At 38.4% G+C, this 22,329-nt stretch carries 21 protein-coding genes and 1 tRNA gene; 11 read left to right on the top strand and 11 right to left on the bottom strand.

The features are described from left to right. Positions 1–25: 25 nt before the first annotated feature. Together rng and EG365_RS04660 are read left to right on the top strand one after the other, a co-directional pair. Complete coding sequence (rng, locus tag EG365_RS04665; protein WP_001288187.1) at positions 26–1,480, top strand: ribonuclease G; 1,455 nt, start codon at positions 26–28, stop codon at positions 1,478–1,480. Between the two features lie 139 nt (positions 1,481–1,619). Next, the gene (locus EG365_RS04660) at positions 1,620–1,793 is read left to right on the top strand and encodes a PA1571 family protein (RefSeq protein WP_001103036.1); all 174 of its coding nucleotides are present in this window, start codon (positions 1,620–1,622) and stop codon (positions 1,791–1,793) included. A 29-nt stretch (positions 1,794–1,822) separates the two neighbouring features. On the opposite strand, the gene EG365_RS04655 is transcribed toward EG365_RS04660, so the two are convergent. Together EG365_RS04655 and EG365_RS04650 are read right to left on the bottom strand one after the other, a co-directional pair. Next, positions 1,823–3,208 carry a WS/DGAT/MGAT family O-acyltransferase gene (locus EG365_RS04655; protein WP_001247581.1) on the bottom strand — a complete coding sequence of 462 codons (1,386 nt, stop codon included), beginning with the start codon at positions 3,206–3,208 and terminating at the stop codon, positions 1,823–1,825. A gap of 171 nt (positions 3,209–3,379) precedes the next feature. Next, entirely contained in the window at positions 3,380–4,114 is a 735-nt protein-coding gene (locus tag EG365_RS04650; protein WP_000216076.1) for a phosphoadenylyl-sulfate reductase, read from the bottom strand. A gap of 184 nt (positions 4,115–4,298) precedes the next feature. Here EG365_RS04650 and thrH point away from each other — a divergent pair, with 184 nt between their 5' ends. Further along, on the top strand, positions 4,299–4,916 hold the full coding sequence (gene thrH, locus EG365_RS04645) for a bifunctional phosphoserine phosphatase/homoserine phosphotransferase ThrH (RefSeq protein WP_000406996.1): 618 nt from the start codon (positions 4,299–4,301) through the stop codon (positions 4,914–4,916). A 67-nt stretch (positions 4,917–4,983) separates the two neighbouring features. Here thrH and EG365_RS04640 read toward each other — a convergent pair whose 3' ends face one another. Beyond that, positions 4,984–6,495, bottom strand: coding sequence for an OmpP1/FadL family transporter (locus EG365_RS04640; protein ID WP_000768256.1), 1,512 nt, complete (start codon positions 6,493–6,495; stop codon positions 4,984–4,986). A gap of 598 nt (positions 6,496–7,093) precedes the next feature. Then, the gene (locus tag EG365_RS04635) at positions 7,094–7,792 is read right to left on the bottom strand and encodes an NAD(P)H-dependent oxidoreductase (protein ID WP_001023286.1); all 699 of its coding nucleotides are present in this window, start codon (positions 7,790–7,792) and stop codon (positions 7,094–7,096) included. Positions 7,793–7,955: 163 nt separating this feature from the next. Here EG365_RS04635 and EG365_RS04630 point away from each other — a divergent pair, with 163 nt between their 5' ends. Continuing rightward, complete coding sequence (locus EG365_RS04630) at positions 7,956–8,990, top strand: AraC family transcriptional regulator (RefSeq protein ID WP_000187163.1); 1,035 nt, start codon at positions 7,956–7,958, stop codon at positions 8,988–8,990. A gap of 42 nt (positions 8,991–9,032) precedes the next feature. On the opposite strand, the gene EG365_RS04625 is transcribed toward EG365_RS04630, so the two are convergent. Together EG365_RS04625 and EG365_RS04620 are read right to left on the bottom strand one after the other, a co-directional pair. Next, positions 9,033–10,025 carry a fatty acid desaturase family protein gene (locus EG365_RS04625; RefSeq protein WP_000993883.1) on the bottom strand — a complete coding sequence of 331 codons (993 nt, stop codon included), beginning with the start codon at positions 10,023–10,025 and terminating at the stop codon, positions 9,033–9,035. 106 nt (positions 10,026–10,131) lie between these two features. After that, positions 10,132–10,932: a PaaX family transcriptional regulator C-terminal domain-containing protein gene (locus EG365_RS04620; RefSeq protein ID WP_000799167.1), complete on the bottom strand. Its 801-nt coding sequence runs from the start codon at positions 10,930–10,932 to the stop codon at positions 10,132–10,134. 355 nt (positions 10,933–11,287) lie between these two features. Between EG365_RS04620 and EG365_RS04615 the strand changes: the two genes are divergently transcribed. The 4 genes from EG365_RS04615 (at position 11,288) to hchA (ending at position 15,281) form a co-directional block, all read left to right on the top strand. Next, the gene (locus EG365_RS04615; protein ID WP_000426931.1) at positions 11,288–12,106 is read left to right on the top strand and encodes an undecaprenyl-diphosphate phosphatase; all 819 of its coding nucleotides are present in this window, start codon (positions 11,288–11,290) and stop codon (positions 12,104–12,106) included. A gap of 158 nt (positions 12,107–12,264) precedes the next feature. After that, entirely contained in the window at positions 12,265–13,158 is an 894-nt protein-coding gene (locus EG365_RS04610) for an AraC family transcriptional regulator (RefSeq protein WP_001186870.1), read from the top strand. Positions 13,159–13,204: 46 nt separating this feature from the next. Beyond that, a complete protein-coding gene (locus tag EG365_RS04605) occupies positions 13,205–14,203 on the top strand; it encodes an NAD(P)H-quinone oxidoreductase (RefSeq protein ID WP_001053079.1) in 999 nt (332 codons plus the stop codon). A 202-nt stretch (positions 14,204–14,405) separates the two neighbouring features. Continuing rightward, positions 14,406–15,281, top strand: coding sequence for a glyoxalase III HchA (hchA, locus tag EG365_RS04600; RefSeq protein ID WP_001095768.1), 876 nt, complete (start codon positions 14,406–14,408; stop codon positions 15,279–15,281). 13 nt (positions 15,282–15,294) lie between these two features. Here the strand turns inward: hchA and EG365_RS04595 are convergent. Together EG365_RS04595 and EG365_RS04590 are read right to left on the bottom strand one after the other, a co-directional pair. Then, positions 15,295–15,367: transfer RNA gene (locus EG365_RS04595), tRNA-Arg, on the bottom strand. Between the two features lie 76 nt (positions 15,368–15,443). Then, the gene (locus tag EG365_RS04590; protein WP_002016863.1) at positions 15,444–16,799 is read right to left on the bottom strand and encodes an amino acid permease; all 1,356 of its coding nucleotides are present in this window, start codon (positions 16,797–16,799) and stop codon (positions 15,444–15,446) included. A gap of 379 nt (positions 16,800–17,178) precedes the next feature. On the opposite strand from EG365_RS04590, the gene prpF reads away from it, so the two are divergent. From prpF to EG365_RS04575, 3 genes are all read left to right on the top strand, one after another. After that, positions 17,179–18,366, top strand: a complete 1,188-nt coding sequence (gene prpF, locus EG365_RS04585; RefSeq protein ID WP_000011463.1) for a 2-methylaconitate cis-trans isomerase PrpF — start codon at positions 17,179–17,181, stop codon at positions 18,364–18,366. 158 nt (positions 18,367–18,524) lie between these two features. Next, positions 18,525–19,436, top strand: a complete 912-nt coding sequence (locus EG365_RS04580; protein ID WP_000097112.1) for a polyprenyl synthetase family protein — start codon at positions 18,525–18,527, stop codon at positions 19,434–19,436. A 59-nt stretch (positions 19,437–19,495) separates the two neighbouring features. Continuing rightward, positions 19,496–19,864: an MmcQ/YjbR family DNA-binding protein gene (locus EG365_RS04575; protein ID WP_001012945.1), complete on the top strand. Its 369-nt coding sequence runs from the start codon at positions 19,496–19,498 to the stop codon at positions 19,862–19,864. 67 nt (positions 19,865–19,931) lie between these two features. On the opposite strand, the gene EG365_RS04570 is transcribed toward EG365_RS04575, so the two are convergent. From EG365_RS04570 to EG365_RS04560, 3 genes are all read right to left on the bottom strand, one after another. Next, the gene (locus tag EG365_RS04570; RefSeq protein ID WP_001143941.1) at positions 19,932–20,786 is read right to left on the bottom strand and encodes an SPFH domain-containing protein; all 855 of its coding nucleotides are present in this window, start codon (positions 20,784–20,786) and stop codon (positions 19,932–19,934) included. 28 nt (positions 20,787–20,814) lie between these two features. Further along, positions 20,815–21,276, bottom strand: coding sequence for an NfeD family protein (locus tag EG365_RS04565; protein ID WP_000397562.1), 462 nt, complete (start codon positions 21,274–21,276; stop codon positions 20,815–20,817). Positions 21,277–21,381: 105 nt separating this feature from the next. Then, complete coding sequence (locus EG365_RS04560) at positions 21,382–22,299, bottom strand: patatin-like phospholipase family protein (RefSeq protein ID WP_000684973.1); 918 nt, start codon at positions 22,297–22,299, stop codon at positions 21,382–21,384. Positions 22,300–22,329: the final 30 nt, after the last annotated feature.

Below are 22,329 nucleotides of genomic sequence, written 5' to 3'. Positions count from 1 at the left end.
ATTTTATAATGCTTTGAGTTTATGTATGTCAGAAGAACTACTTATTAATGTCACACCTATGGAGTGTCGGGTGGCATTAATCGAAAATGGAACTGTTAATGAGCTGTATGTTGAACGTACAGTTAAACGTGGACTTGTCGGCAATATCTACAAAGGTAAAGTTGTACGCGTGCTTCCGGGTATGCAAGCGGCCTTTGTTGATATCGGTTTATCCAGAACGGCCTTTTTGCATATTAATGATATGGTTTGGCCACGTTCACAGCCAACTCCAAATGTGTTTGAACTACTTCATCCAGGGCAGATTCTTACCGTTCAGGTGATGAAGGATATGCTCGGTACTAAAGGTGCTCGCCTGAGCACAGATCTTTCAATTCCTTCTCGCTATTTAGTTCTTATGCCATATGGTAACCATATTGGTGTTTCTCAGCGCATTGAGTCTGAAGAAGAGCGTGATCGGCTACGTAATATTATTGAGAGCATTCAGGCGGAGCATAATTTACCCGGTAGCGTAATTGTTCGTACTGCTGCTGAAGGGGTAGATGAAGCCGAAATTGCACAAGATATGTGCTACCTCAGTAAGTTATGGGAATATATTCAGCGTAAGCAAGTTGATGTGGCAGTACCTTCCTTAATTTTTGAGGAACTACCGCTACCGCAACGAATTATCCGTGATCTGGCAAGTGAAGAAACCGCAAAGATTTATGTCGATTCGAGAGAGATTCATGGAAAACTGCGTGAGTTTGTAGATGAGTTTGTTCCGAATATGCAAAGTCGCCTGATTCATTACCCGGGTGAGCGTCCATTATTTGATCTTTACAACGTTGAAGAAGATATCCAAAAAGCACTGCAAACACGTGTTGCTTTAAAGTCTGGCGGTTATTTAATGATTGACCAGACTGAGGCGATGACCACAATAGATGTCAATACAGGCTCTTATGTTGGTGGCCGTAGCCTTGAAGACACTGTCTTTAAGACCAATATGGAAGCGACTCAGGTGATTGCGCGTCAGCTTAGACTACGAAATCTAGGCGGCATTATCATTATTGATTTTATTGACATGCAAGAAGCGATTCATCGTGAAGAAGTGATGCGTCAATTTGAAAAAATGCTTGAACGTGATCATGCCAAGACCAAAATCACACAGGTTTCTGAACTTGGTCTGGTAGAAATGACACGTAAACGTACACGTGAATCATTAGAACACTTGTTATGTGAATCGTGTCCAACGTGTCAGGGGCGTGGTTTTGTCAAAACTGCAGAGACAGTGTGTTACGAAATATTTCGAGAGATATTACGCTACACCCGTGCATTTGAGTCTACGAGTGGCTTTACTGTCGTTGCTCATCCATCCGTGATTGACCGATTATTAACAGCAGAAGCACCTGCAGTGGCGGATTTAGAGCATTTTATCAACAGAGTTATTAAATTTCAGGTCGAAAATTTATATACGCAAGAGCAATACGATATCATTTTAAGTTAAAGTTGTAACAAGATATCGCTTAATCCTTGTTACAACTGAAATTTTACTTTCATTCATGAATTTTAAATACTACTTACATACAGTAGCCCTAGACGTTCTCCCTATTAAACGTCTTAGCAAACAATAAGAGGTATAACCCATGAATGTAAGTGAAAACTTAATTAGCAACGGTCTTAAACATGTTTTAGAAAGCACGCCAGTCAATAGCTGCTATATGTTGAATGACCAAGGTAAAGAAGTACCAATCACAACTGCAATGATTCGTTCAGTATGTCATCAGTTACTTAACCAGTGCCGCGCAATTAAAAAATAAGGGGCCATTTTAAAGCCCCTTAATTTTTCCTAACTCGCTGAATGATGTTTCAGCTGTTTCTCTTCAATAATTTCTTCAAACCGTTGAATCTCATCTTCAAGATGCGTTAAAAGGTTTTGCATTTTAGGTAAAGCATTTCGACATGCTGTTAAACCTACTTCAAGCTTATCCAGATAGCTTGTCATTGTAATATTGAGCGCTTGCCCGTCCATGACAATAGAAGCAGGGTAGAGTGCATCTAATTTCGCACCATTCCAATAAAGCGGCTCACGTGGGCCAGGTACATTGGAAATCACTAAATTGAATGCCTGACGCTTAGGAAGCATCCCCGACATGATGTTAAGTCCAGCTGGACCATAAACAACAGCGCTATAGTTTAAAATCTCATTCGCGGTCATGCGGCTAAAGCGTTGCTTTGAATTTTGCATACTACGACGAATGATCTCGAGCCGCTCTAGAGGCTGATCTTTATGGGTTCCTAAATTTGCCAAAATCATGGTAATACGATTGCTCACGTCAGAGTCATCTGTGCGTAGGGAAGCAGGAACCATGGCAATAAGAGGCTTTCTAGGCAGGCTGTTGTGACTAATTAGATATTCACGTAATGCCCCAGAACACACAGCAAGTACGACGTCATTGATCGTTACACCAAGTGCTTTAGAAATTTTTCTAAGACGGCTTAATTCAAAAGATTGGGCTGCAAAGCGACGTGAAGCACTTACACGTTGATTTAAAATTGAAACCGGAGCTTGAAAGGTAGAGACGTAATCAGGATTTTTACCCATTTCTTTAAAAATGGTTTGCGATAATTCCTGCATGACTTTAGGGGTCACCTCAAGTTGTGATTTGATACCACCTAAAATACTTTTGATCTTACTTGTACTTGGTTTTGGTACTTTTAAGCGTTTTGTTCTTTTACTTTCTACACACCAAAGTGGAACCACATGTTTTTCTTCCGGCGTTTTTGACAGCGACTTCTCAATTAAGCGCATGCCTGCAACACCATCAACCATGGCATGATGAATCTTAAAGTACATCGCGAAACGATTGCCTTCGATCCCTTCAATAATGTCACACGTCCAAAGTGGTTTTGCACGATCAATTAAAGAGCTGTGCTGCTGGGAAATATAAACCAGTAATTCACGAATTCGACCAGGATGAGGCAAGGCAATATGGCGAAAATGGTGGTCGATATCGAACTCTTCATCTTCATCCCAAAATAGACCATTTAAACGGTTATTGAAGGGTGGAACAGGAATACTTTTAGATTGGCGTATTTCTTCTACTAAATCGTGAACGAAAGTTTCAGGGGCATTTTCAGGTATTTCAAATAAAAACAAGCCGCCAACATGCATCGGTTGTTGTCTTTTTTCTAGTGATAGAAAAATAAAATCAATAGGGTGTAATGGACGCATAACTCGTTGTGCCTCATGCTTTTTTCTAAGAAGCCCTTAACTGAGCTCTTATTAGAATTATAGAACCGTAAATTTAGTATATAGCGTTTATTACAGATTAAATATGACTTTGTGTACGAGATATAACTGTAAAAAAAACCACTGATTCATCAGTGGTTTTTTTATACCGAACTATTTTTTCAAGTTACCTGCATGTAAGCCACATTCTTTTTGTGTTGCTTCTTCCCACCACCAACGGCCTTCACGTTCATGTTGATTTGGAAGTACTGGACGTGTACATGGCTCACAACCAATTGAAACAAAACCACGCTCGTGTAGAGGGTTATATGGAATTTCCATCATGCGGATATAACTCCACACATCGGCGCTAGACCAGTTCGCAAGCGGATTATATTTAATAAGTTGCTTACCCGGACCAGAGAAGCCTGCATCAGCTTGTACCACTGGAATTTCAGTACGTGTACCAGGGCTCTGATCTTTACGCTGACCTGTAATCCAACCATCTAAGGTCGCTAGTTTCTTACGTAAAGGTTGAACTTTTCGAATGCCACAGCATTCTTGATGTCCATCTTTAAAGAAACTAAATAAGCCTTTTTCATTCACCATGCTTTGCACAGCTTCCGCATCAGGGAAACAAATCTCGATATTAATATTGTAGTGCTTACGAACAGTTTCAATAAATTGATAAGTTTCAGGGTGTAGACGGCCTGTATCAAGACTAAAAACACGGAAAGGTTTACCTAAACGTGAAGCCATATCAATTAAGACTACATCTTCTGCTCCAGAGAACGAAATTGCGATCTCACCTTGTTGGCTTAATGCAAGTTCTAGAATCTCGCGCGGACTTTTAGCTGCATATTCAGCCGCGAGAGCATCAACGATATCAATAGTCGGAATAACGGTCATGGGTGTTCCTGGCAAAAGGCTTGGGCGCATTGAGTTATGAAAAATATTCTAAAGGATAGTGAATAAATTGCTTAGCACTTTAATTTCGATCCTTATGAATAAAATTGATTTGATCAATAACAACGCAAAACTGAAAATCTTAATGGTATGATACAGCAATTTTTAACCAACGTTGGAAGCATTCATGGAAATCGTATGCCTAGATCTTGAAGGAGTTTTAGTTCCTGAAATTTGGATCAATTTCGCAAAAAAAACAGGGATTAAAGAACTAGAAGCAACAACTCGTGATATTCCGGATTATGATGTTTTAATGACTCAGCGTTTGAATATCCTAAAACAACACGGTTTAGGCTTAAAAGACATCCAAGAAGTTATTGCCGAGATGGGGCCACTACCAGGTGCAAAAGAGTTTGTTGAATGGGTGAGCAATCATTTCCAGCTGGTCATTTTGTCGGATACTTTCTATGAGTTTGCTCATCCTTTAATGAAGCAATTAGGCTGGCCAACAATTTTCTGTCATAAATTAGAGACAGATGAAAATGGTATGATTACCGCTTATAAACTTCGCCAACCTGACCAAAAGCGTGAGTCGGTTAAAGCACTACATGGTTTGAATTTCCGTGTGATTGCAGCAGGTGATTCATATAATGATACAACGATGCTTGGTGAAGCCGACCATGGTTTCTTGTTTGATGCGCCTGCAAATGTTATTGCGGAGTTTCCTCAGTTTCCTGCAATCAATGGTTATGATGCATTAAAAGAAGCAATCCGTTCTGTTTCACAGCGCAATATTCCTGCTTAAGCAAGGACAAATACACAATAAAAAAGGCGCTTATAGCGCCTTTTTTATTTAGATTGGTTTTTGAAACTTAGAATTTATAACCAAGTTTTAAACCGTAAGCGATAGCATTGTTATCAGAGAAGTCTGCAACATATTCATCGCTACCTGCTTGCGCGCCTGTTTGAGCTTTGGCATCACCCAACCAGAAGTATTTTACGCCACCAGCGATGAAAGTTTGTGGAGTAGGGCTATATTGAACACCTAAACCTACGTTCCAGTAACCTTCTGTTGGTCCTAATGTTGTTACAGGATTACCTGCACCAGAGTCCCAACCTACAGAAACATTACCAGCCCATTTATCATTAAGTTTACGGCCTACACCAGCGTTCACAGACCATTGGTCATCAGAATATTCAACTAGGTTGAAGCCATTTGGACGCCCAACAAGACCACCTACAGCTTCTGAGACTTTGCCAAATTTATATGGTTGAATTGAGAAATCTTTCCAGTTCACCCAGCGTACATTGGCAAACGCAACTGTATCCGCCATGATACCTGTCTGAAAATCAAGGTTAACAGACTGTGGCGTTGTGATTGTAGTTTTACCAGATGAATTAATTGCTTGAAGTTTAGATGCTGGAACATCTAAACCAGCCAGTACTGAAGTAAGACCAGGGAAATTTAATATAGATAAATTTTCATCAATATTTACTTTGTGATCAATTTCAGAACGATAAGTTACAGATGCTCTAAGTGCGATTTCAGGAATCTGATAAGCAGCACCTGCTAACCAACCAGCACCTGTAGTTTCTTTAATATTTGCATCATAACCATTATAAAGACTATAAGCTTGACCTCGTAAACTTACATTACCTTTAACGGTTTGTAATACAGGACCTGCGTAGAAATTGAAGTTTTTAGTTGGTTGATAACCAAATACAAAAGATAAGTTTTGTGTATCAACTTTAACTTTAGTTCCACCAGTACCTAAATAATTATTTGCTGCGTTAATAGCAGCTTGGGTTTTTTGTAGTGCTGTCAGTCCTGCACCTACAGTTGTATTTCCTCCGGCAGCAACTTGTTGTAATGCGCCTAAGATCTCTGTTTGAGTTGGTTTTGTAGGGTCACCGCCAGTAACCTTCGTCACCTCTATAAGAGCTGGTGTAAATGCTGACCCAGATGCTTGAACTAACTTCTGAATTGAGCTGCTTGCTAAGTCACCTAATGCCTTTTGACTTAAAATAGTATCACTGCCTGGATTCGAAACGAATACGTTATTACCTGAATATTCTGCATCTGCTCCAAATGGTTGATCGTAGAGTAGACCGAAAGAAAATTGGTCATTAATTTGTAATTTTAATGCAGCACTTGGGAAGTAGTAGTCATTCGCCATATCGCCAATATCACGACGTGTGGCACTAGATCCAGCTTCTTTACCAGCTACATCAGGATCTAGAACAGAAATACCTGCTTCAAAGTAATTACCAGGTTGGAAGAACGCAGACATTGACTGTCCAGAGCGATCTAAAGCTGCTGCAAAAACCCCAGTTGCAGGCAGCGTTGCTAAAATCATTGCAGTGCTCAGATGTTTTAATTTCATTTTTAATCTTTCCTTGAACTTCAAGACATTTTTTTAAAAGTAACAGAGTTAAACCGTTTAAACTGTGTTGCCTTCAGTGCTTTGAATTACAAGTTTCAAAGCATTGATAACTCCATGTAACAAAAATAGCATAATTACACTAAGAGTAAATCTGTTCTATGAACTGCAGAGTACTCACTTTTTATACAAAAAATGGCAATAATGAATGAAATATGAAGGAATATTTTTGTTGTTTAATTAATTTAAATAATTGATATTTATATTTTTTATCTATTATTAAAGTTACTTGTTTTTATGACATTTTTGTCATAAATCCAAGAAAAATGGTCAAAGATTTTTTTGTAAAAATATGAATTGATTGATTATGAAATGAGTATTAGTCATCATTTTTAATGGATAAGTCTAGTTTCTCTACACATGTATATTATTGATTCGGTTTTATATTGTTATTTATTAGATAAAAATTGAGAGTATTTTCTTTACTATTTGGTCAAATTTTTTGAGGAATTAATTGCTGGATTTAAGCTTGCTTTATTTAAGGGATAACCGAAATAGAAAAGAATTCGGTTATCGCGCCTTTTAGATTTAAAACATAGCATTAGAGGGGATATAACTTTTCATCAAACTCTTCAAGTTTAGGAAATTTTAAAGGTTCAAGTTGGTCAAGGTGAGTGAGATACGTGACATAGTCCTCAAGAATAGTTTCACGCGCTTCTTGGCTAATGTAAGGTACATGGTAGGCAATGAATGGGGGAAGAACTTCAAAGCCAGTATAAGCCAAACTACCGCGTTGAATCGGTGATAGATAATGTTCAATTGGTCCGTGAATAGAATTTTCCCCAAACATATGTGTTCTACCACCGAGTGTTAAACAGAGCATTGCTTTTTTACCTGCCATGCCACCATGGTTGTAAAACCGCTTACCACCATAAAAAAGTCCAGAGACAAATACACGATCAATCCAGCCTTTTAAAATTGCTGGAACAGAAGTCCAATAAAGCGGAAAGTTCAAGATTACTAGATCGGCACGGTTTACTTTGTCAATTTCTGCTTGAATATCAGTAGCCAAAAGTTGTTGTTTTGTGGCATTTCGCTGTTCTAATGCATAGTTAAAGTAATCAGGTTGATTGAGTTCTAAAAAATCTTCCTTAGAGGCAACAGGATTAAACTGCATTGCATATAAATCGGAAATTTCTACTTGATGGCCCAATTTTTTAAAGGTTTGCTGTGCTGTAGTTTTTAGGGAGGTTGTAAAAGACAGAGGTTCTGGATGAGCATGAACAATCAGGATATTCATAGTGTCTTTACTCTTAAAGATAAGATTGGTTTTTAGTGGAATGTCGGAGAGTTAAGTCAGTTTGTCTTAAGTGACTATGCCTGAATTTAAAAGCATGGCATAGTTCATGAACTGACAGTTTTTACCATTTAACGCCACAATTACGCTTTCTAATGGGCCGCTCATGACTCCAGAATTACCCGGAACTTATATTAATTTATTAGTTGAGATCGTTAAGCGCAGAGGTATCTCTTGTGAGCAGTTTTTAGAGGGTAGTGGAGTAACACCGGAACAATTAAAAAAACCGTATTGGTATGTTGAGTTTAATATCTTAAATAACTTACTTGAGCATGCGATTCAACTCACTCATGAGCCAGCATTAGCGGGTTATTTGGCATTGGAAATGAAAGCTTCTTGTTATGGTTCTGTCGGTATGGCGGCCATGGTGTCTGCAAATCTTGAGGAGGCTTTAAAAATACTTGAACAATTTATTGGTTCGCGTTGTGATGCCTTTAAACCTGAGTTAAAGCAAGAGCAAGACGATGTTTACTGGTCTATTCATCAACCTTTAAAAAGTTTTCAATTAAGTTCAGATGCGACTATTTTTTTGTTGTTAGGTTTTGTTTACATCGCAAAACATCTAACAGGGGTATCTTCTTTAGGTACAGTGCAATTGAATATGCCCGAACCACTAGGTTTTTCAAAAATAAAAGATAAATTAGGCGTAAGTTGTTTATTTGAGCAAAAACATAATATTTGGATTATTCCAAAAGAATATTTAATGCAGCCTGTACTCACGGCTGATCCTATGCTGGCACCTTTACTGAAAGCACAGTGTAAAAAAGATATTGATAAATTGAAGTTACGAAGTGGGTGGAAAGCAGAAATTAGCCAAGTAATAAAAAAATTATTGATCAATAGTCAGGGGGAAATATTAAAAGTTAAGCAAGTTGCCCAAATGATGAATATGTCAGAACGTAGCCTACAGCGGTATTTGGCAATAGAGAATACAAGTTTCTCAGCATTAGTTGATTTAACTCGAAAGCAATATGCACAAGATCTTTTGCAAAATAGTTCAATGTCAATTGAAGCTGTGGCATTAAGTTTAGGCTATGCCGATACACCCCATTTCACTCGTGCATTTAAGCGCTGGATGGGTGTAACACCGAAGTATTATCAAACTCAGTTAAAACTAAAAAATTTAGAGATACGTGAATAATCAAGAAGACCACAAATTTGAAAGTGGTCTTCTAACCCTATTTTAATTTGTTAACTCTTGTTTTGATGAAAGTATATGAATTACTTCAAAATAGCTCGGTGGAGTGGGCACATGCCCACGTTCTCTTAATATTTTGTGCATACGCGGTAATTTAAAATATGGAACAGACGCCATTAAATGGTGTTCCATGTGGTAATTGACATGAATAGGGGCCACAAAGCTTCTCGCAATCCAACCTGCACGTGTGGTACGAGTGTTAGTTAAAGCAGTATTGCTGGTTTGCATACCTGCATGTTCTGCCATTGAACGAATTCTTAAAAATAATGGAAATGGAGTCAAATAAGCCAAAGGCCATAACCAATAAAAACGTTGTTGACCACATGCTTTTAAAACACCATAAAGTAATAGGTTGGTTGCAATAGCGCCTGTACTGTTTTTTGCAATACTCTTTGCATAGTCAACGAAATTTTTATCACTGCGGTCTAACCAGATTTGATCATTGGCTACAGTCCATTTCATGACATCAAGGTCCATCAACACACGGCCTAAGCTAAACTTTAATCCTGTTATACCGGTTAAGTCGCGTAAGAATTTACGAGTAAGAGATTGTTTACTGACAGGAAAGCCTGCAACTAAAGAAAGATCTGGATCATCCGGTGTAGATGTTTTTGCGTGATGTCGAACATGGTGTACACGATATTTTTGTAGGTCGTTCCAGATTGGGCGGGCACATAGCCACTCCCCAACGAAATCATTTATTTTCTTATTTTTGAATAAACTTTTATGGGATGCATCGTGCATTAAAATTGCGAGGCATAACTGACGGCCAGCTAAAACAGCTAGAGCAAGCATACATGCTAATAATTTCCCCCAACTCGGTAAGTAATCCCACATCATAATTAAGCTGGCAAATGTTCCTCCAATAACAGCCCATGTGCTAGCAACGGCCCAAGCGCCATATGCATCTGAAGGTTCTGTAAGCTCTTGTATTTCTTCTCTGCTAAATAGATCGGTAACACTCACCTGTGCATTCATTTTTATTCTCCCAAATTAGAGTTTGGTATCCATATTTTATATTACAAATATAGTCATAAAAATTTAAAAAGTGAAATATTTGTTTGTAAAAAAATAAATCAGATGGCTATAAATTTAATTCCTGTTCATATATTTTTTTCCAAAGTTTTTGGCCAATTGCATCTAGTTGCTGTACATCTTGAGCAAATTGATTACGAGCAGATTCATTTACAAATGGCTCTGGTAATAATGGGTCATTCATGAGTAAGGCAATTGTTTCCCTTCCTAAAAGAAGTGCCTTGACTGCTGCATCGTTTAAAGGGGAGTGAGCATAATTTTCAAGCCAGTGCGTAATATCTCGACTATACATTTCATAATTTTTTTCGAGTTGTTTGGTATCCCATAAAGAAAAAATTTGCTTAAGTGTTGTTGAGTCGACATGCTGAATAATACAAATTTTTGCTTCTTTCTCTAGCCCTGCTAAAACAAGCTCATCACAGGTTTTTTCAAAGCTATAAGCTAAATTGTCTGGGCGGATGTAAATACCAGTTTCCAACTCTTTAAAACCAAATTGACGAAGTGCACGTTCCCGTTTTTTTAGTGCTGTTCGGTCTATGCGGCCTAAGGTTCCTGTAAACACGGCAAGATAATGCTGCTGCCATTCTTTAGTTTGTTTAATTCCATTTTTACGATTGAGAATAACTTTCGCCCAATCTTTTGCAGATGGAGAAAGTTGATAGATTCCGCGTTCTACGCTCTGGATCATACCTTCATTTAACAAGCGTGTTGTCGCAACTCGAATACCATTTTCACTTAAGTTAAAAAGTTTAGCTGCAACCAAAATTTGTTTGATACTGAGCTGAGGATAAGCAGAAGAAAGAAAGAGGTCGATAATAAGATGACGTGCGTTAATTTTGGTATTTTTCATTCAGTCTGAATTTTTGATATGAGTTGTATTTAATTGGAATAATAACATGTTTTTTTAAGGACTTTTTAAGATGATTTTCTAAACTCATCTATTGTAAAAGACTTATCTATAACAAAAGAAAATTTGGCCATTTTTAACCAAGTTTTATCTTTTTACGATAGTTAACCTAAGTTTGTCATTATGATGTGATACATTATCGCACTTTAAATAAACTGCCTTTCACTAGAGGCAATAACCACAAATGCTAGAAATGATCTGATATTGAACACATGTTGAGCTAAATAAAAGGCTAACTGTGGCAATAAAATAAATTTTAGATCGTTCTAGTGATTAACTAACTTTCTTTGAGCAAGTTATGGAAAATTTTGAAGTTATAAAAGCACTGTTTCTAGGCTTTGTTGAAGGCTTAACTGAATTTTTACCTATTTCGAGTACTGGTCATTTAATTTTATTTGGTCATATTATCGATTTCCATTCAGATGGTGGTCGTGTCTTTGAAGTAGTGATCCAGTTAGGTGCTATTCTGGCAGTGTGTTGGTTATATCGTCAGAAAATCATTAACTTAATCAAAGGTTTTTTTAGTGGTGATGTCGAGTCACGCCATTTTGCCATTAGTGTCTTAATTGCTTTTTTCCCGGCAGTGATTATTGGCGTTTTAGCTGTAGATTTTATTAAAAGTGTTTTATTTAGCCCAATTGTAGTTGCGATTGCTCTGATTGTCGGCGCGCTTATTATTTTCTGGGTTGAATCTAAACAATTTGAACATAAAACGGATGATGCGACCAAGATCACGTTTAAACAGGCGCTTTTAGTTGGTCTGGCTCAATGTGTTGCGATGATTCCTGGAACCTCTCGTTCTGGTGCGACAATTGTAGGCGGGATGTTTGCAGGCTTGTCTCGTAAAGCTGCAACAGAGTTTTCGTTTTTCCTTGCAATGCCGACCATGCTAGGTGCAGCAACATTTGACCTAATTAAAAATGCTGATGTGTTGACTTCAGACAATATGGTTAATATTGGAGTGGGTTTTGTTGCGGCATTTATTGCTGCTTTATTGGTTGTAAAAGCACTCGTACTCTTCGTTGAGCGTCATACATTACGTGTATTTGCATGGTATCGAATTGTATTAGGTGTAATTATCCTAATTGCTGCTATGTTCTTTAACTTATCTGCTTAATAGTCAGATTAAGGATAAAAACCTAGAGAAATCTAGGTTTTTTTATGCCTAAAAATAGCTTTAACTTGCTTATTTATACAAAGTACTACCAAGAAATACTTTTTCCTTTTAGTTTGATTGATATAGTAAATCTTAAATAGCCCGTAAAAAATAAAGCAATGCAACAGAATGACTTGACGAAAAGTTTGGTAGAGGCTTTTTTGTATTTGGCTCCTCAAGAGGGGTTATATCCCACTCATATTTCAAATATCACCCTGATGAGGGTAGATCATTCCACACAGCCGGTTGCTGTATTGCAAGAGCCTTCCATTGTTTTAGTCATTCAGGGTGTAAAACGAGCTTATATCGGAAAAGATATTTTTAAGTTTCAACAAGGCCAGTGTTTATTTATCTCAATTGCTATTCCTTTTGATTGCGATACGTTGGTTGAGCGTGAACCAATGCTTGCAATTGCGATTAAATTTGAACCTCAAATGATGGCCGAGCTGGCGGCTAAAATGGATAAAGAGCAGCGACCACTTATAGAAGATTTTGATAACAAAGAGATAAAACTGAGCTGTGGTTTAAATATTATTGAAATGAACTCGGTTATATCTGATGTTGCTTTACGCTTGTTGAACTTACTTCGTTCCAAGCAAGATACTGCAATCTTAGGAGAGCAGGTGAAACGAGAACTTATTTATCGGGTTTTACAAGCCGGTGGTGGTGATTTTATCCAGAACCTTTCGGCTATTATGAGCCGAAGTGGAGTGATTTATACGATTTGTGAAATTATTCAAAGAGATTATTATCGTAACTTAACGGTTCAGGAGTTGGCTAAACAAGCAGGAATGAGCGTTTCGCTTTTTCATCAAGCTTTTAAGAAAGTTACCAACTATTCTCCATTACAGTACATCAAAATTACTCGGTTACATAAGGCCCGTGATCTAATCCTAAATAACCAAATGGGCGTTGCAGAAGCTGCCTATGAAGTAGGATATGTGAGTGCCTCACAGTTTAGTCGAGAGTTTAAGCGGCTGTTTGGAGTTCCACCTAAATTATCAACAAACTAAAGTAAATCAACACGTCTTAAATATAAACCAAACATGGAGCATATCAATGAATCTTCCGACAACCATGAAAATTGTTGAAATTACGGTTCCTGGCGGACCTGAGGTTTTAAAACTTCAAGATTCAAATGTTCCGGTACCTCAAGCTGATGAAGTTTTAATTGAGGTTAAAGCCGTTGGAATTAACCGCCCTGATGTCTTACAGCGTATGGGGTTATATCCAATGCCTAAAGGGGTTACTCAAATCCCCGGACTTGAAGTCGCTGGAGTAGTGGTTGCTGTGGGTGAGCAAGTGCAACAGTTTAAAGTCGGGGACAAGGTTTGTGCTTTAACCAATGGTGGCGGGTATGCAGAATACTGTGCGGTAACTGCAACTCAAGTATTACCAATACCTGAGAATTTATCATTTACTCAAGCTGCTGCGATTCCAGAAACATTCTTTACGGTTTGGGCAAATCTTTTTGATATTGGCCGTTTAAAGAAAGATGAAACTACCCTGATTCATGGCGGTGCAAGTGGGATCGGAACCACTGCTTTAGCGATTTGCCATGCTTTAGGTATTAAAACTTTTGCTACGGTTGGTAGTGAAGATAAAGTTGAAGCACTCTCTGACTTAACCACAGCAATTAATTATAAAACCCAAGATTTTGAGCAGGAAATTTTGAACCATACTCAAGAACAAGGTGTTGATGTTATTTTGGATATTGTGGGTGGTTCTTATTTTCAGAAAAACTTAAATCTATTAAAACGTGATGGCCGACTTGTCATTATTGGCTTTATGGGAGGTCGAATTGCAAAAGAATTTGATTTACAAAAACTGATTTTAAAACGTGCCACAATTACAGGCTCAACGATGCGAGCGCGTAATAGCCAAGAAAAAGCACAGATTGCTCAATCTTTACATGAACATGTGTGGCCATTATTGGAGCAAGGCAAGTGTTTACCACAAATCTATAAAACCTATGCTTTTTCAGATGTACAAAGTGCTCATGCATGTATGGAGCAGGGCGACCATATTGGAAAGATCGTTTTAGAGATGAATGCTTAATCTTATCTGTGACAGTTTAGGTGAATGACATGTTTGCCTAAACTGAAATTTTATAATTATTAATTGTGCCTATTTCTATATAAAAATTGCCAAATTCTATTGGCTTGTTGCACCTGTTTCTTGATCTGAATATACATTTACTAAGAAATAATAACTGTCTTAAAGCTGTTATTTCGCTCTTCAATTCTAAAGGATGGTAACCATGAATACCCCAGCATCAAATGATAAAAATCCAACTCCAGATTTAGCTGAAGATAATGCGTTCTTCCCATCACCATATTCACTGAGTCAATATACTTCTCCTAAAACAGATTATGATGGCACAACCTATCCAACGCCGTATGCGGGCAATAAAAAGGTTTTAATGATTGCAACTGATGAACGTTATATCCAGATGCAAAACGGTAAGTTCTTTTCTACCGGAAACCATCCAGTAGAAATGCTTTTGCCAATGTTCCATTTAGATAATGCCGGATTTGAAATTGATGTTGCGACACTTTCAGGGAACCCTGCCAAGCTTGAAATGTGGGCAATGCCAAAGCAAGAACAAGTAGTATTAGATACTTTCCAGAAATATGCAGATAAATTAAAAAATCCGTTAAAACTTGCCGATATTTTAGAAAATGTAGTCGGTGAAAACTCTCCATATGCGGCTGTATTTATTCCGGGTGGGCATGGGGTATTAGCGAAGATTCCGCATAGCCTTGAAGTGAAGAAAGTTCTTAAATGGGCAGTTGAACAAGACAAATTTATTATTACGTTATGTCATGGTCCAGCTTCGTTACTGGCTGCCGCAGTAGATGAACAGCCTGAGAATTATATTTTTAAAGATTATCAAATTTGTGTATTCCCTGACTCGTTAGATAAGGGAGCGAATATTGATATTGGTTACATGCCTGGAGCATTACCGTGGTTAGTCGGTGAAAACCTTGAAAAACTCGGTGTGAAGATTTTGAACACTGGCATTACTGGTCAATGTCATCGAGACCGTAAATTGTTAACGGGCGATAGTCCGCTTGCTTCTAATAATTTAGGCAAACTTGCAGCTGAAACATTGCTGGCTGAAGTGAAGGATTAATTAACTAAAAGTGTGCGCCCTGCGGGACTCGAACCCACGTCGGTCGCTTAGGAGGCAACTGCTCTATCCAGTTAAGCTAAGGGCGCATAATTTTCTGATTATAAACAAAAAAGCCATTGCCGAGGCAATGACTTTTTATAGTTTTAAGTACAAGCTGTTAGATTACTGTTCTTTGGCATTGAGTACTTTAAACAAAATAAACATGAGAACGATCCAAATAGGAATCATCATCACTGATTCTTTAAAGCCTTGACTCCACATAATGTAGAGTACTACAGCAATAAAACCTAAAACCAAATAGTTACTAAACGGTGCCCAAAGTGCAGGAAAGTGAGTTTTTTGACCGAGTTTTTTCATTGCTGATTTAAACTTAAGGTGAGTCATACTGATCATCGCCCAGTTCAATACCAGTGCTCCAACAACAATGTACATTAAGTGGCTTAAAGCATCTTCTGGTACAAAGTAATTTAAAAGAACACAGCCAAAAATGAGTAATGCCGATAGCAAAACTGCTGGTACAGGTACACCTTGTTTATTTACTTTCTTGAAAATTTTTGGTGCATTGCCTTGTTGAGCTAAACCGTAAAGCATACGGCTATTTGCAAACATCCCACTGTTATAAACAGAGAGAGCGGCGGTTAAAATAATAAAGTTCAGTAAGTGTGCAGCCCAACCAATACCCATTTGACTAAAAATCATAACAAATGGACTTTTGTCGAGACCGCCAAGATCTAATTGGTTCCACGGCACTAATGAAAGTAAGATCGCTAGTGAACCGATATAGAAAATCAAGATACGGAAAACAACTTGGTTAATTGCTTTTGGAATAGTTTTTTTCGGATCTTTTGCTTCTGCCGCGGCCATACCAATCAGTTCAATACCACCAAAGGCGAACATCAAGAAAGCCAACATATAGAAGAGGCCACTAAAGCCATTTGGAAAAAATCCACCATGAGACCAAAGGTTACTAAACGAAATGCTTGAACCTACATCTGCTGTAAATAGCAAATAAAGGCCAAAAACAATCATAGAGATAACCGCAGCAACTTTAATAATAGCGAGCCAGAATTCGGACTCACCATAAAATTTGACGTTTGTTAGGTTAATTGCCGTAATCACGACAAAGAAAAATAAGACAGAAGTCCATGCTGGAATATGAGGCCACCAGTAATTAATATATTTGGCTACCGCGGTGAGTTCACTCATCGCAACCAGAACATAGAGCATCCAATAATTCCATCCAGCTAAAAATCCGGGAAATTTCCCCCAGTATTTATACGCAAAATGGCTGAACGATCCTGCAACAGGTTCTTCAACAATCATTTCTCCCAGGTGGCGCATAATTAAAAAAGCAATTAAGCCACCAATGGCATATCCTAAAATAATGGATGGTCCCGCAGATTGAATCACTTGCGCCGAGCCTAAAAATAATCCGGTACCAATTGCTCCACCCATAGCAATTAATTGGATATGTCGATTTTTTAGTCCTCGTTGAAGTGTAGAAGATTCGTTGGTCAAAGGTCTTCACTCACAATGAATAAGTAAATTATTCTAATAGATGGATTTATTTTAGCCTAGACTACAATTGAACAAGGGATGACTGTAAAGTAACTATAAAAAATATTTAAAATCATAAACTTGCTTTTAATCGTGTTAAATTGGTTGAAAAATCTTCCAAAAATATATTTTTTGATAGACTTTTTTTCTTATGATTTTGCTTTATTCGGTCATTGCAGGCATGAATTGAAATTTCCAAAATAAACCCGCGTCAATACGATTGATGTATAAAAGTACAGTGCTATCTCTTGATCATAAAACGATTTAAGATGAAGCGAATGACTAAACAAGTCTGCTTGTTTTGAGATATAAAAACACAATAGTAAGGATAACAGTTGATATGAGCTTCGTACCGCAAATTAAAATTCCAGCAACTTACATGCGTGGTGGAACCAGTAAAGGTGTATTCTTTAAACTTGATGATTTGCCGGAAAAAGCTCAAGTTGCAGGTCAAGCAAGAGATCAACTCTTGCTACGTGTCATTGGTAGCCCAGACCCTTATGGAAAACAAATTGATGGAATGGGTGGAGCGACTTCGAGTACCAGTAAAACCGTTATTCTCGCCAAAAGTACACAGCCAGATCATGATGTCGACTATTTGTTTGGGCAGGTTTCAATAGATCAAGCTTTTGTAGACTGGAGTGGTAACTGCGGTAATTTAACAGCAGCGGTTGGTTCATTTGCAATTTCAAATGGTTTGGTTGATGCCGATCGTATTCCTGAAAATGGCCTTTGTACTGTTCGAATCTGGCAAAAAAATATTCAAAAAACTATTATTGCGCATGTACCTATCATCAATGGCCAAGTTCAAGAAACCGGAGACTTTGAACTAGATGGGGTAACTTTCCCTGCTGCTGAAGTTCAAATTGAGTTTTTAGACCCTGCCGATGATGGTGAAGAGGGCGGTGATATGTTCCCGACAGGGAATGTTGTTGACCAATTAGATGTTCCAGAGATTGGTAGTTTTCAAGCCACATTTATTAATGCCGGTATTCCAACCATTTTCTTAAATGCAGAAGATTTAGGCTACGAAGGTACTGAATTACAAGATCATATTAATGGTGATGCAGCAGCATTAGCACGTTTTGAAAAAATTCGTGCCTATGGTGCAGTTCAGATGGGCTTAATTAAAGATATTTCAGAAGCAGCCGCACGTCAGCACACACCAAAAATTGCTTTTGTCTCTAAACCAAAAAATTACACAGCTTCAAGCGGTAAAAACGTTTCAGAGAACGATGCCGACTTACTCGTTCGAGCTTTGTCGATGGGCAAACTTCACCATGCCATGATGGGAACAGCAGCGGTAGCAATTGGTACAGCGGCTGCGATTCCAGGCACTTTAGTAAATTTAGCAGCTGGTGGTGGAGAACGTGAAGCAGTACGTTTTGGACATCCATCTGGAACATTACGTGTTGGTGCCCAAGCTGAACTTACAAATGGCCAATGGGTGGTGAAAAAAGCCATTATGAGTCGTAGTGCGCGTGTGTTAATGGAAGGTTGGGTACGCGTTCCGGGTGACAGTTTCTAAAAGTCATTTAAATGAAAAGCCTCTCTACCCTAGAGAGGCTTTTTACTTCTGACATCCATAACTCATCACGCACTTTTTACAGTGAATCGTGTATGATGTAGCACATGAATGTTTCATCACATTCAATAAAATTTCTCTACTGATTTTACGAGGCGACTGTGTCATCACTCTCTCAAGTTAATGCGGATGTTTTAAAACAAGCTCAACAACGTATTCAACAAGATTTATTGACGACACTGGCTGCATTCTCAATTCCCGAACCTTTAAAAAGCGCTGTACACCATGCAGTTATGCTCGGTGGAAAACGTGTGCGTCCGGCTTTGTGTTACGCTACAGCTTCTTTACAAGATAATCCAAATTTTGCGGCTGCTCGCCGTGCTGCGGTTGCTGTTGAACTCATCCATTGTTATTCCTTAGCACATGATGACCTGCCTTGTATGGACAATGATTTGCTTCGCCGTGGTCAGCCAACGTGTCATGTTGCATTTGGTGAAGATACCGCGTTACTTGCGGGTGACATTTTACAATCAATGGCTTTTGAAGTTTTAGGGAGCCGTTTGTTTGATGAGCAAGGGCAGGGAACGGATGCTGCAATTGTCTTAAAGCAAATTCAAATTTTAGCTACAGCTAGTTCTAAAATGGTTTGTGGACAGGTTTTAGACTTACAAGCGGAAGCTAAACAAATTTCTCAAGACGAACTAGAGAATATTCACCGTAATAAAACGGGTGCGCTTATTCAGGCTGCTATTATGATGGGGGCAGTGACAATTTTCTCGGGTACAGATCAGGCAATTCCAAAACTACGTCAATATGGTCAAGCAATTGGACTGGCTTTTCAGGTCCAAGATGATATTTTGGATATTACGTCGAGCACTGAAACTTTAGGCAAAACCGCTGGTAAAGATGAACAAGTACAAAAATCGACTTATCCTGCTCTAATGGGACTAGAGCAAGCACAGATTTATGCCAAAGAATTGCATGATCAAGCTTTCGATGCCTTAGCGCATTTCGGTGAAAATGCAAAAGAATTAGTTGAGATTTCACAATTCCTGTTAGCTCGTACTAATTAATAAAAACATAAATCAATCTTCCTACTTCTATTCAGACTTAATGAATACAGGAGAAAAGAATGAATGGTGAACAGCTTCATCAACTCGCAATAGAGGCGGCGCGTAATCTCCCTTTTAGTGAGCAAACTCATCCATTTGGTCCAGAGTATGAAGTTTTTAAAATTTTAGAAAAAATGTTTATGCTGACAGTGGAAGTGTCTGGCATAAAAATGATTAATGTCAAATGTGACCCTTATAAAAGTCAGGAATATCAGGAACTCTATCCATTTATTATTCCCGGCTATCACATGAATAAAAAACACTGGATTTCGATTAAACCGCATAAAAATTTAACAAGCGATTTTCTCCGAGATTTAATTGGCGACTCTTATGACTTGGTCGTAAAAAAGCTTCCTTTGAAAGATCAGAAAAGATTAAACAACCAATAATATAAAAGAAAAAACGGCGACATGATTGTCACCGTTTTATTTCAAGTAATTATTTGAAGCAATTAAATTAATTATGCTTTCCCATAATGCCACGAATTGTATTTAAAACATCGGCAGGTAACACAACAGTTTTGGCATTGCTTGATTTCGCCATATCTTGCATTGCTTTGACGTATTGTTCACCTAACAGGTAAGCAACAGGAATTTCTTTATCACCTACGGCACTTGTTACCATTTCAATCGCTTTTTGAGAAGCTTCTGCTAAAACAACCTGCGCTTCGGCATCACGGCGAGATGCTTCTAAACGACCATCTGCTTCTAAAATTGCAGCTTGTTTCTCACCATCAGCTTTGGTAACTGTAGCACGACGTTGACGTTCAGCAGCGGCTTGAGCTTCCATGGCCGCTTGCATGGTTGAAGATGGCTGAATATCTTGAATTTCTACTGTTTTTAAAGTGATACCCCAATCTGAAATATCATCAGAAATCGCAGCTTTTAGTTTAGCTTTAATGTGATCTCGTGAAGATAGAGCATCATCTAGATCCATTTCACCGACAATTGAACGTAGTGAAGTCTGTACAAGGTTTTGAATGGCCCATGTATAGTTTTCAATACCGTACACTGCTTTTTCAGGTGTAGTCAGATTGATATACGCCACGGCATTCATGAGTAATACAGCATTGTCACGGGTAATGACTTCTTGTGATGGAATATCAAGCACAATATCTTTAGTGGTGACTTTATAGGCTACATCATCAATATAAGGAATAACGAAGTTAAGCCCCGGATTAAGCGTAGAATGATATTTTCCTAAACGCTGAACAATCCATTTATAACCTTGAGGAACAATGCGTACCCCTTTAAAAATGGTAACAGCAACAAAAGCCAAAAAGGCTAAAACAATAATAGTACCAACTGGCATGAAAATAACCTCTCTTTATCTTTAATGTTTATGAAGTGCTGTGGGGCTGAACAATTAAGTCATTACCCGAAATATCAATGACTCGAACCCGATCACCGACCTTAACAGGGGTGGTGCTTCGGCAGTTCCATTCATCGGCCCCTAAAATAGGCATAGGGAAACGAACAATAATTTGGTCATGAGCAAGTCCGGTCTGAATCACCATACCAATTTGCCCAATAGTCGCTTCTCGAGGTAAACCTGCTTTAGTTTTATCAATAGATAAAGGCTTAATAAATTTAAACCAGAGAAGGGTACATAGCACCGATAACACAATCCACAGCACTATTTGAGTAGTAAGGCTGATATCTGGAAATAACCAATAGAGAAAGCAAACCATTATGGCTGCAATACCAAACCAGAGAGCGGCAAAGGCAGGGAGAATCAGCTCAGAAAGAATAAGTAAGATACCCAATACAAACCAGTGCCAAGGTTCTACAACAAACTCCATAGATCTGCTCTTTTATATGTCTTTATGATGGGTAAAAGTGATTTCATATCACTTTTACCACTGTAGCAGATGATGGAGAGTGTGGATAGAAAAAAACCACCTCAATTAAAATTTAGGACGTGGCGCAGGCTTAAATGCGGCTGGAGATTTTTTGAAATTTGCAATTGCAGTTTCAATTTGGCGAATTTGACCTTGAGCAGCTTTTTCGCCTTCTAAAATAGCTTCATTACTTGATTTTAAATCGAGTGTACCTAAGTGCCCAACTTTAGGCTGAATCACCACGTTAGCTTGCTTTAACTCTTCATTAATACTTTGTTGACCCATAATATTAATAGTTTGATCAAGCAATCCCCACATATTCGCAGGTCGGTTTCCTGCCGGACGTGCAGAAATGTCAACTGCAATCACAATATCAGCACCCATATCACGTGCTGTTTTGACCGGAATTGGGCTAACCAGTCCGCCATCTACATATTTCTGCTTACCAATGGTTGCTGGTACAAATACATTGGGAATACTGCATGATGCACGAACAGCTTGTCCTGCATTACCTTTAATAAAGTCTGCTTTTTGTCCATTATCAAGACGGGTTGCTACCGCTGCAAAACGAATTGGGAATTTCTCAATAGGCTTGTTACCTACGTTACGGTTAACATAGTCCTGTAACTTTTGCCCAAGAATAATACCTTGGCGATTCAGGGTTAAATCGCGAATATCAGACTCTTGCAATTTAAGCGCAAGATTTTGGAGTTGATAAGGCGTTTGTCCACTGGCATAGATACTGCCTACAAAGCTACCGGCACTTGTACCCGTAACAATTTTCGGTTTAATACCATGTGATTCTAAAACCTTGATAACACCAATATGTGAAAATCCTTTTGCTCCACCGCCACCCAATGCAAGTGCAATCACTGGTTCGCGCGCTTTAACTGAAGTGGTCGGTGTTGGTGTTTTGCTGAACTTATCACAGCCGAATAGGGCTAAAGAGATAAATCCGATACTGGCAAATTGAGCAATTTTCATCTTTGAAAAACAATCTATGGCAAGATAAAT

The organism is Acinetobacter sp. FDAARGOS_494 (assembly GCF_003812225.1).
Taxonomy (GTDB): Bacteria; Pseudomonadota; Gammaproteobacteria; order Pseudomonadales; family Moraxellaceae; genus Acinetobacter; species Acinetobacter baumannii.
Note: the sequence above shows the minus strand (reverse complement) of the source record. Positions and strands in the feature narration are given on the sequence as shown.

Excerpts from the sequence above, each read along its gene's own strand:
- rng (WP_001288187.1), top strand. The coding sequence starts at position 26 with ATGTCAGAAGAACTACTTATTAATGTCACACCTATGGAGTGTCGGGTG.
- EG365_RS04660 (WP_001103036.1), top strand. The coding sequence starts at position 1,620 with ATGAATGTAAGTGAAAACTTAATTAGCAACGGTCTTAAACATGTTTTA.
- EG365_RS04655 (WP_001247581.1), bottom strand. The coding sequence starts at position 3,208 with ATGCGTCCATTACACCCTATTGATTTTATTTTTCTATCACTAGAAAAA.
- EG365_RS04650 (WP_000216076.1), bottom strand. The coding sequence starts at position 4,114 with ATGACCGTTATTCCGACTATTGATATCGTTGATGCTCTCGCGGCTGAA.
- thrH (WP_000406996.1), top strand. The coding sequence starts at position 4,299 with ATGGAAATCGTATGCCTAGATCTTGAAGGAGTTTTAGTTCCTGAAATT.
- EG365_RS04640 (WP_000768256.1), bottom strand. The coding sequence starts at position 6,495 with ATGAAATTAAAACATCTGAGCACTGCAATGATTTTAGCAACGCTGCCT.
- EG365_RS04635 (WP_001023286.1), bottom strand. The coding sequence starts at position 7,792 with ATGAATATCCTGATTGTTCATGCTCATCCAGAACCTCTGTCTTTTACA.
- EG365_RS04630 (WP_000187163.1), top strand. The coding sequence starts at position 7,956 with ATGACTCCAGAATTACCCGGAACTTATATTAATTTATTAGTTGAGATC.
- EG365_RS04625 (WP_000993883.1), bottom strand. The coding sequence starts at position 10,025 with ATGAATGCACAGGTGAGTGTTACCGATCTATTTAGCAGAGAAGAAATA.
- EG365_RS04620 (WP_000799167.1), bottom strand. The coding sequence starts at position 10,932 with ATGAAAAATACCAAAATTAACGCACGTCATCTTATTATCGACCTCTTT.
- EG365_RS04615 (WP_000426931.1), top strand. The coding sequence starts at position 11,288 with ATGGAAAATTTTGAAGTTATAAAAGCACTGTTTCTAGGCTTTGTTGAA.
- EG365_RS04610 (WP_001186870.1), top strand. The coding sequence starts at position 12,265 with ATGCAACAGAATGACTTGACGAAAAGTTTGGTAGAGGCTTTTTTGTAT.
- EG365_RS04605 (WP_001053079.1), top strand. The coding sequence starts at position 13,205 with ATGAATCTTCCGACAACCATGAAAATTGTTGAAATTACGGTTCCTGGC.
- hchA (WP_001095768.1), top strand. The coding sequence starts at position 14,406 with ATGAATACCCCAGCATCAAATGATAAAAATCCAACTCCAGATTTAGCT.
- prpF (WP_000011463.1), top strand. The coding sequence starts at position 17,179 with ATGAGCTTCGTACCGCAAATTAAAATTCCAGCAACTTACATGCGTGGT.
- EG365_RS04575 (WP_001012945.1), top strand. The coding sequence starts at position 19,496 with ATGAATGGTGAACAGCTTCATCAACTCGCAATAGAGGCGGCGCGTAAT.
- EG365_RS04570 (WP_001143941.1), bottom strand. The coding sequence starts at position 20,786 with ATGCCAGTTGGTACTATTATTGTTTTAGCCTTTTTGGCTTTTGTTGCT.
- EG365_RS04565 (WP_000397562.1), bottom strand. The coding sequence starts at position 21,276 with ATGGAGTTTGTTGTAGAACCTTGGCACTGGTTTGTATTGGGTATCTTA.
- EG365_RS04560 (WP_000684973.1), bottom strand. The coding sequence starts at position 22,299 with ATGAAAATTGCTCAATTTGCCAGTATCGGATTTATCTCTTTAGCCCTA.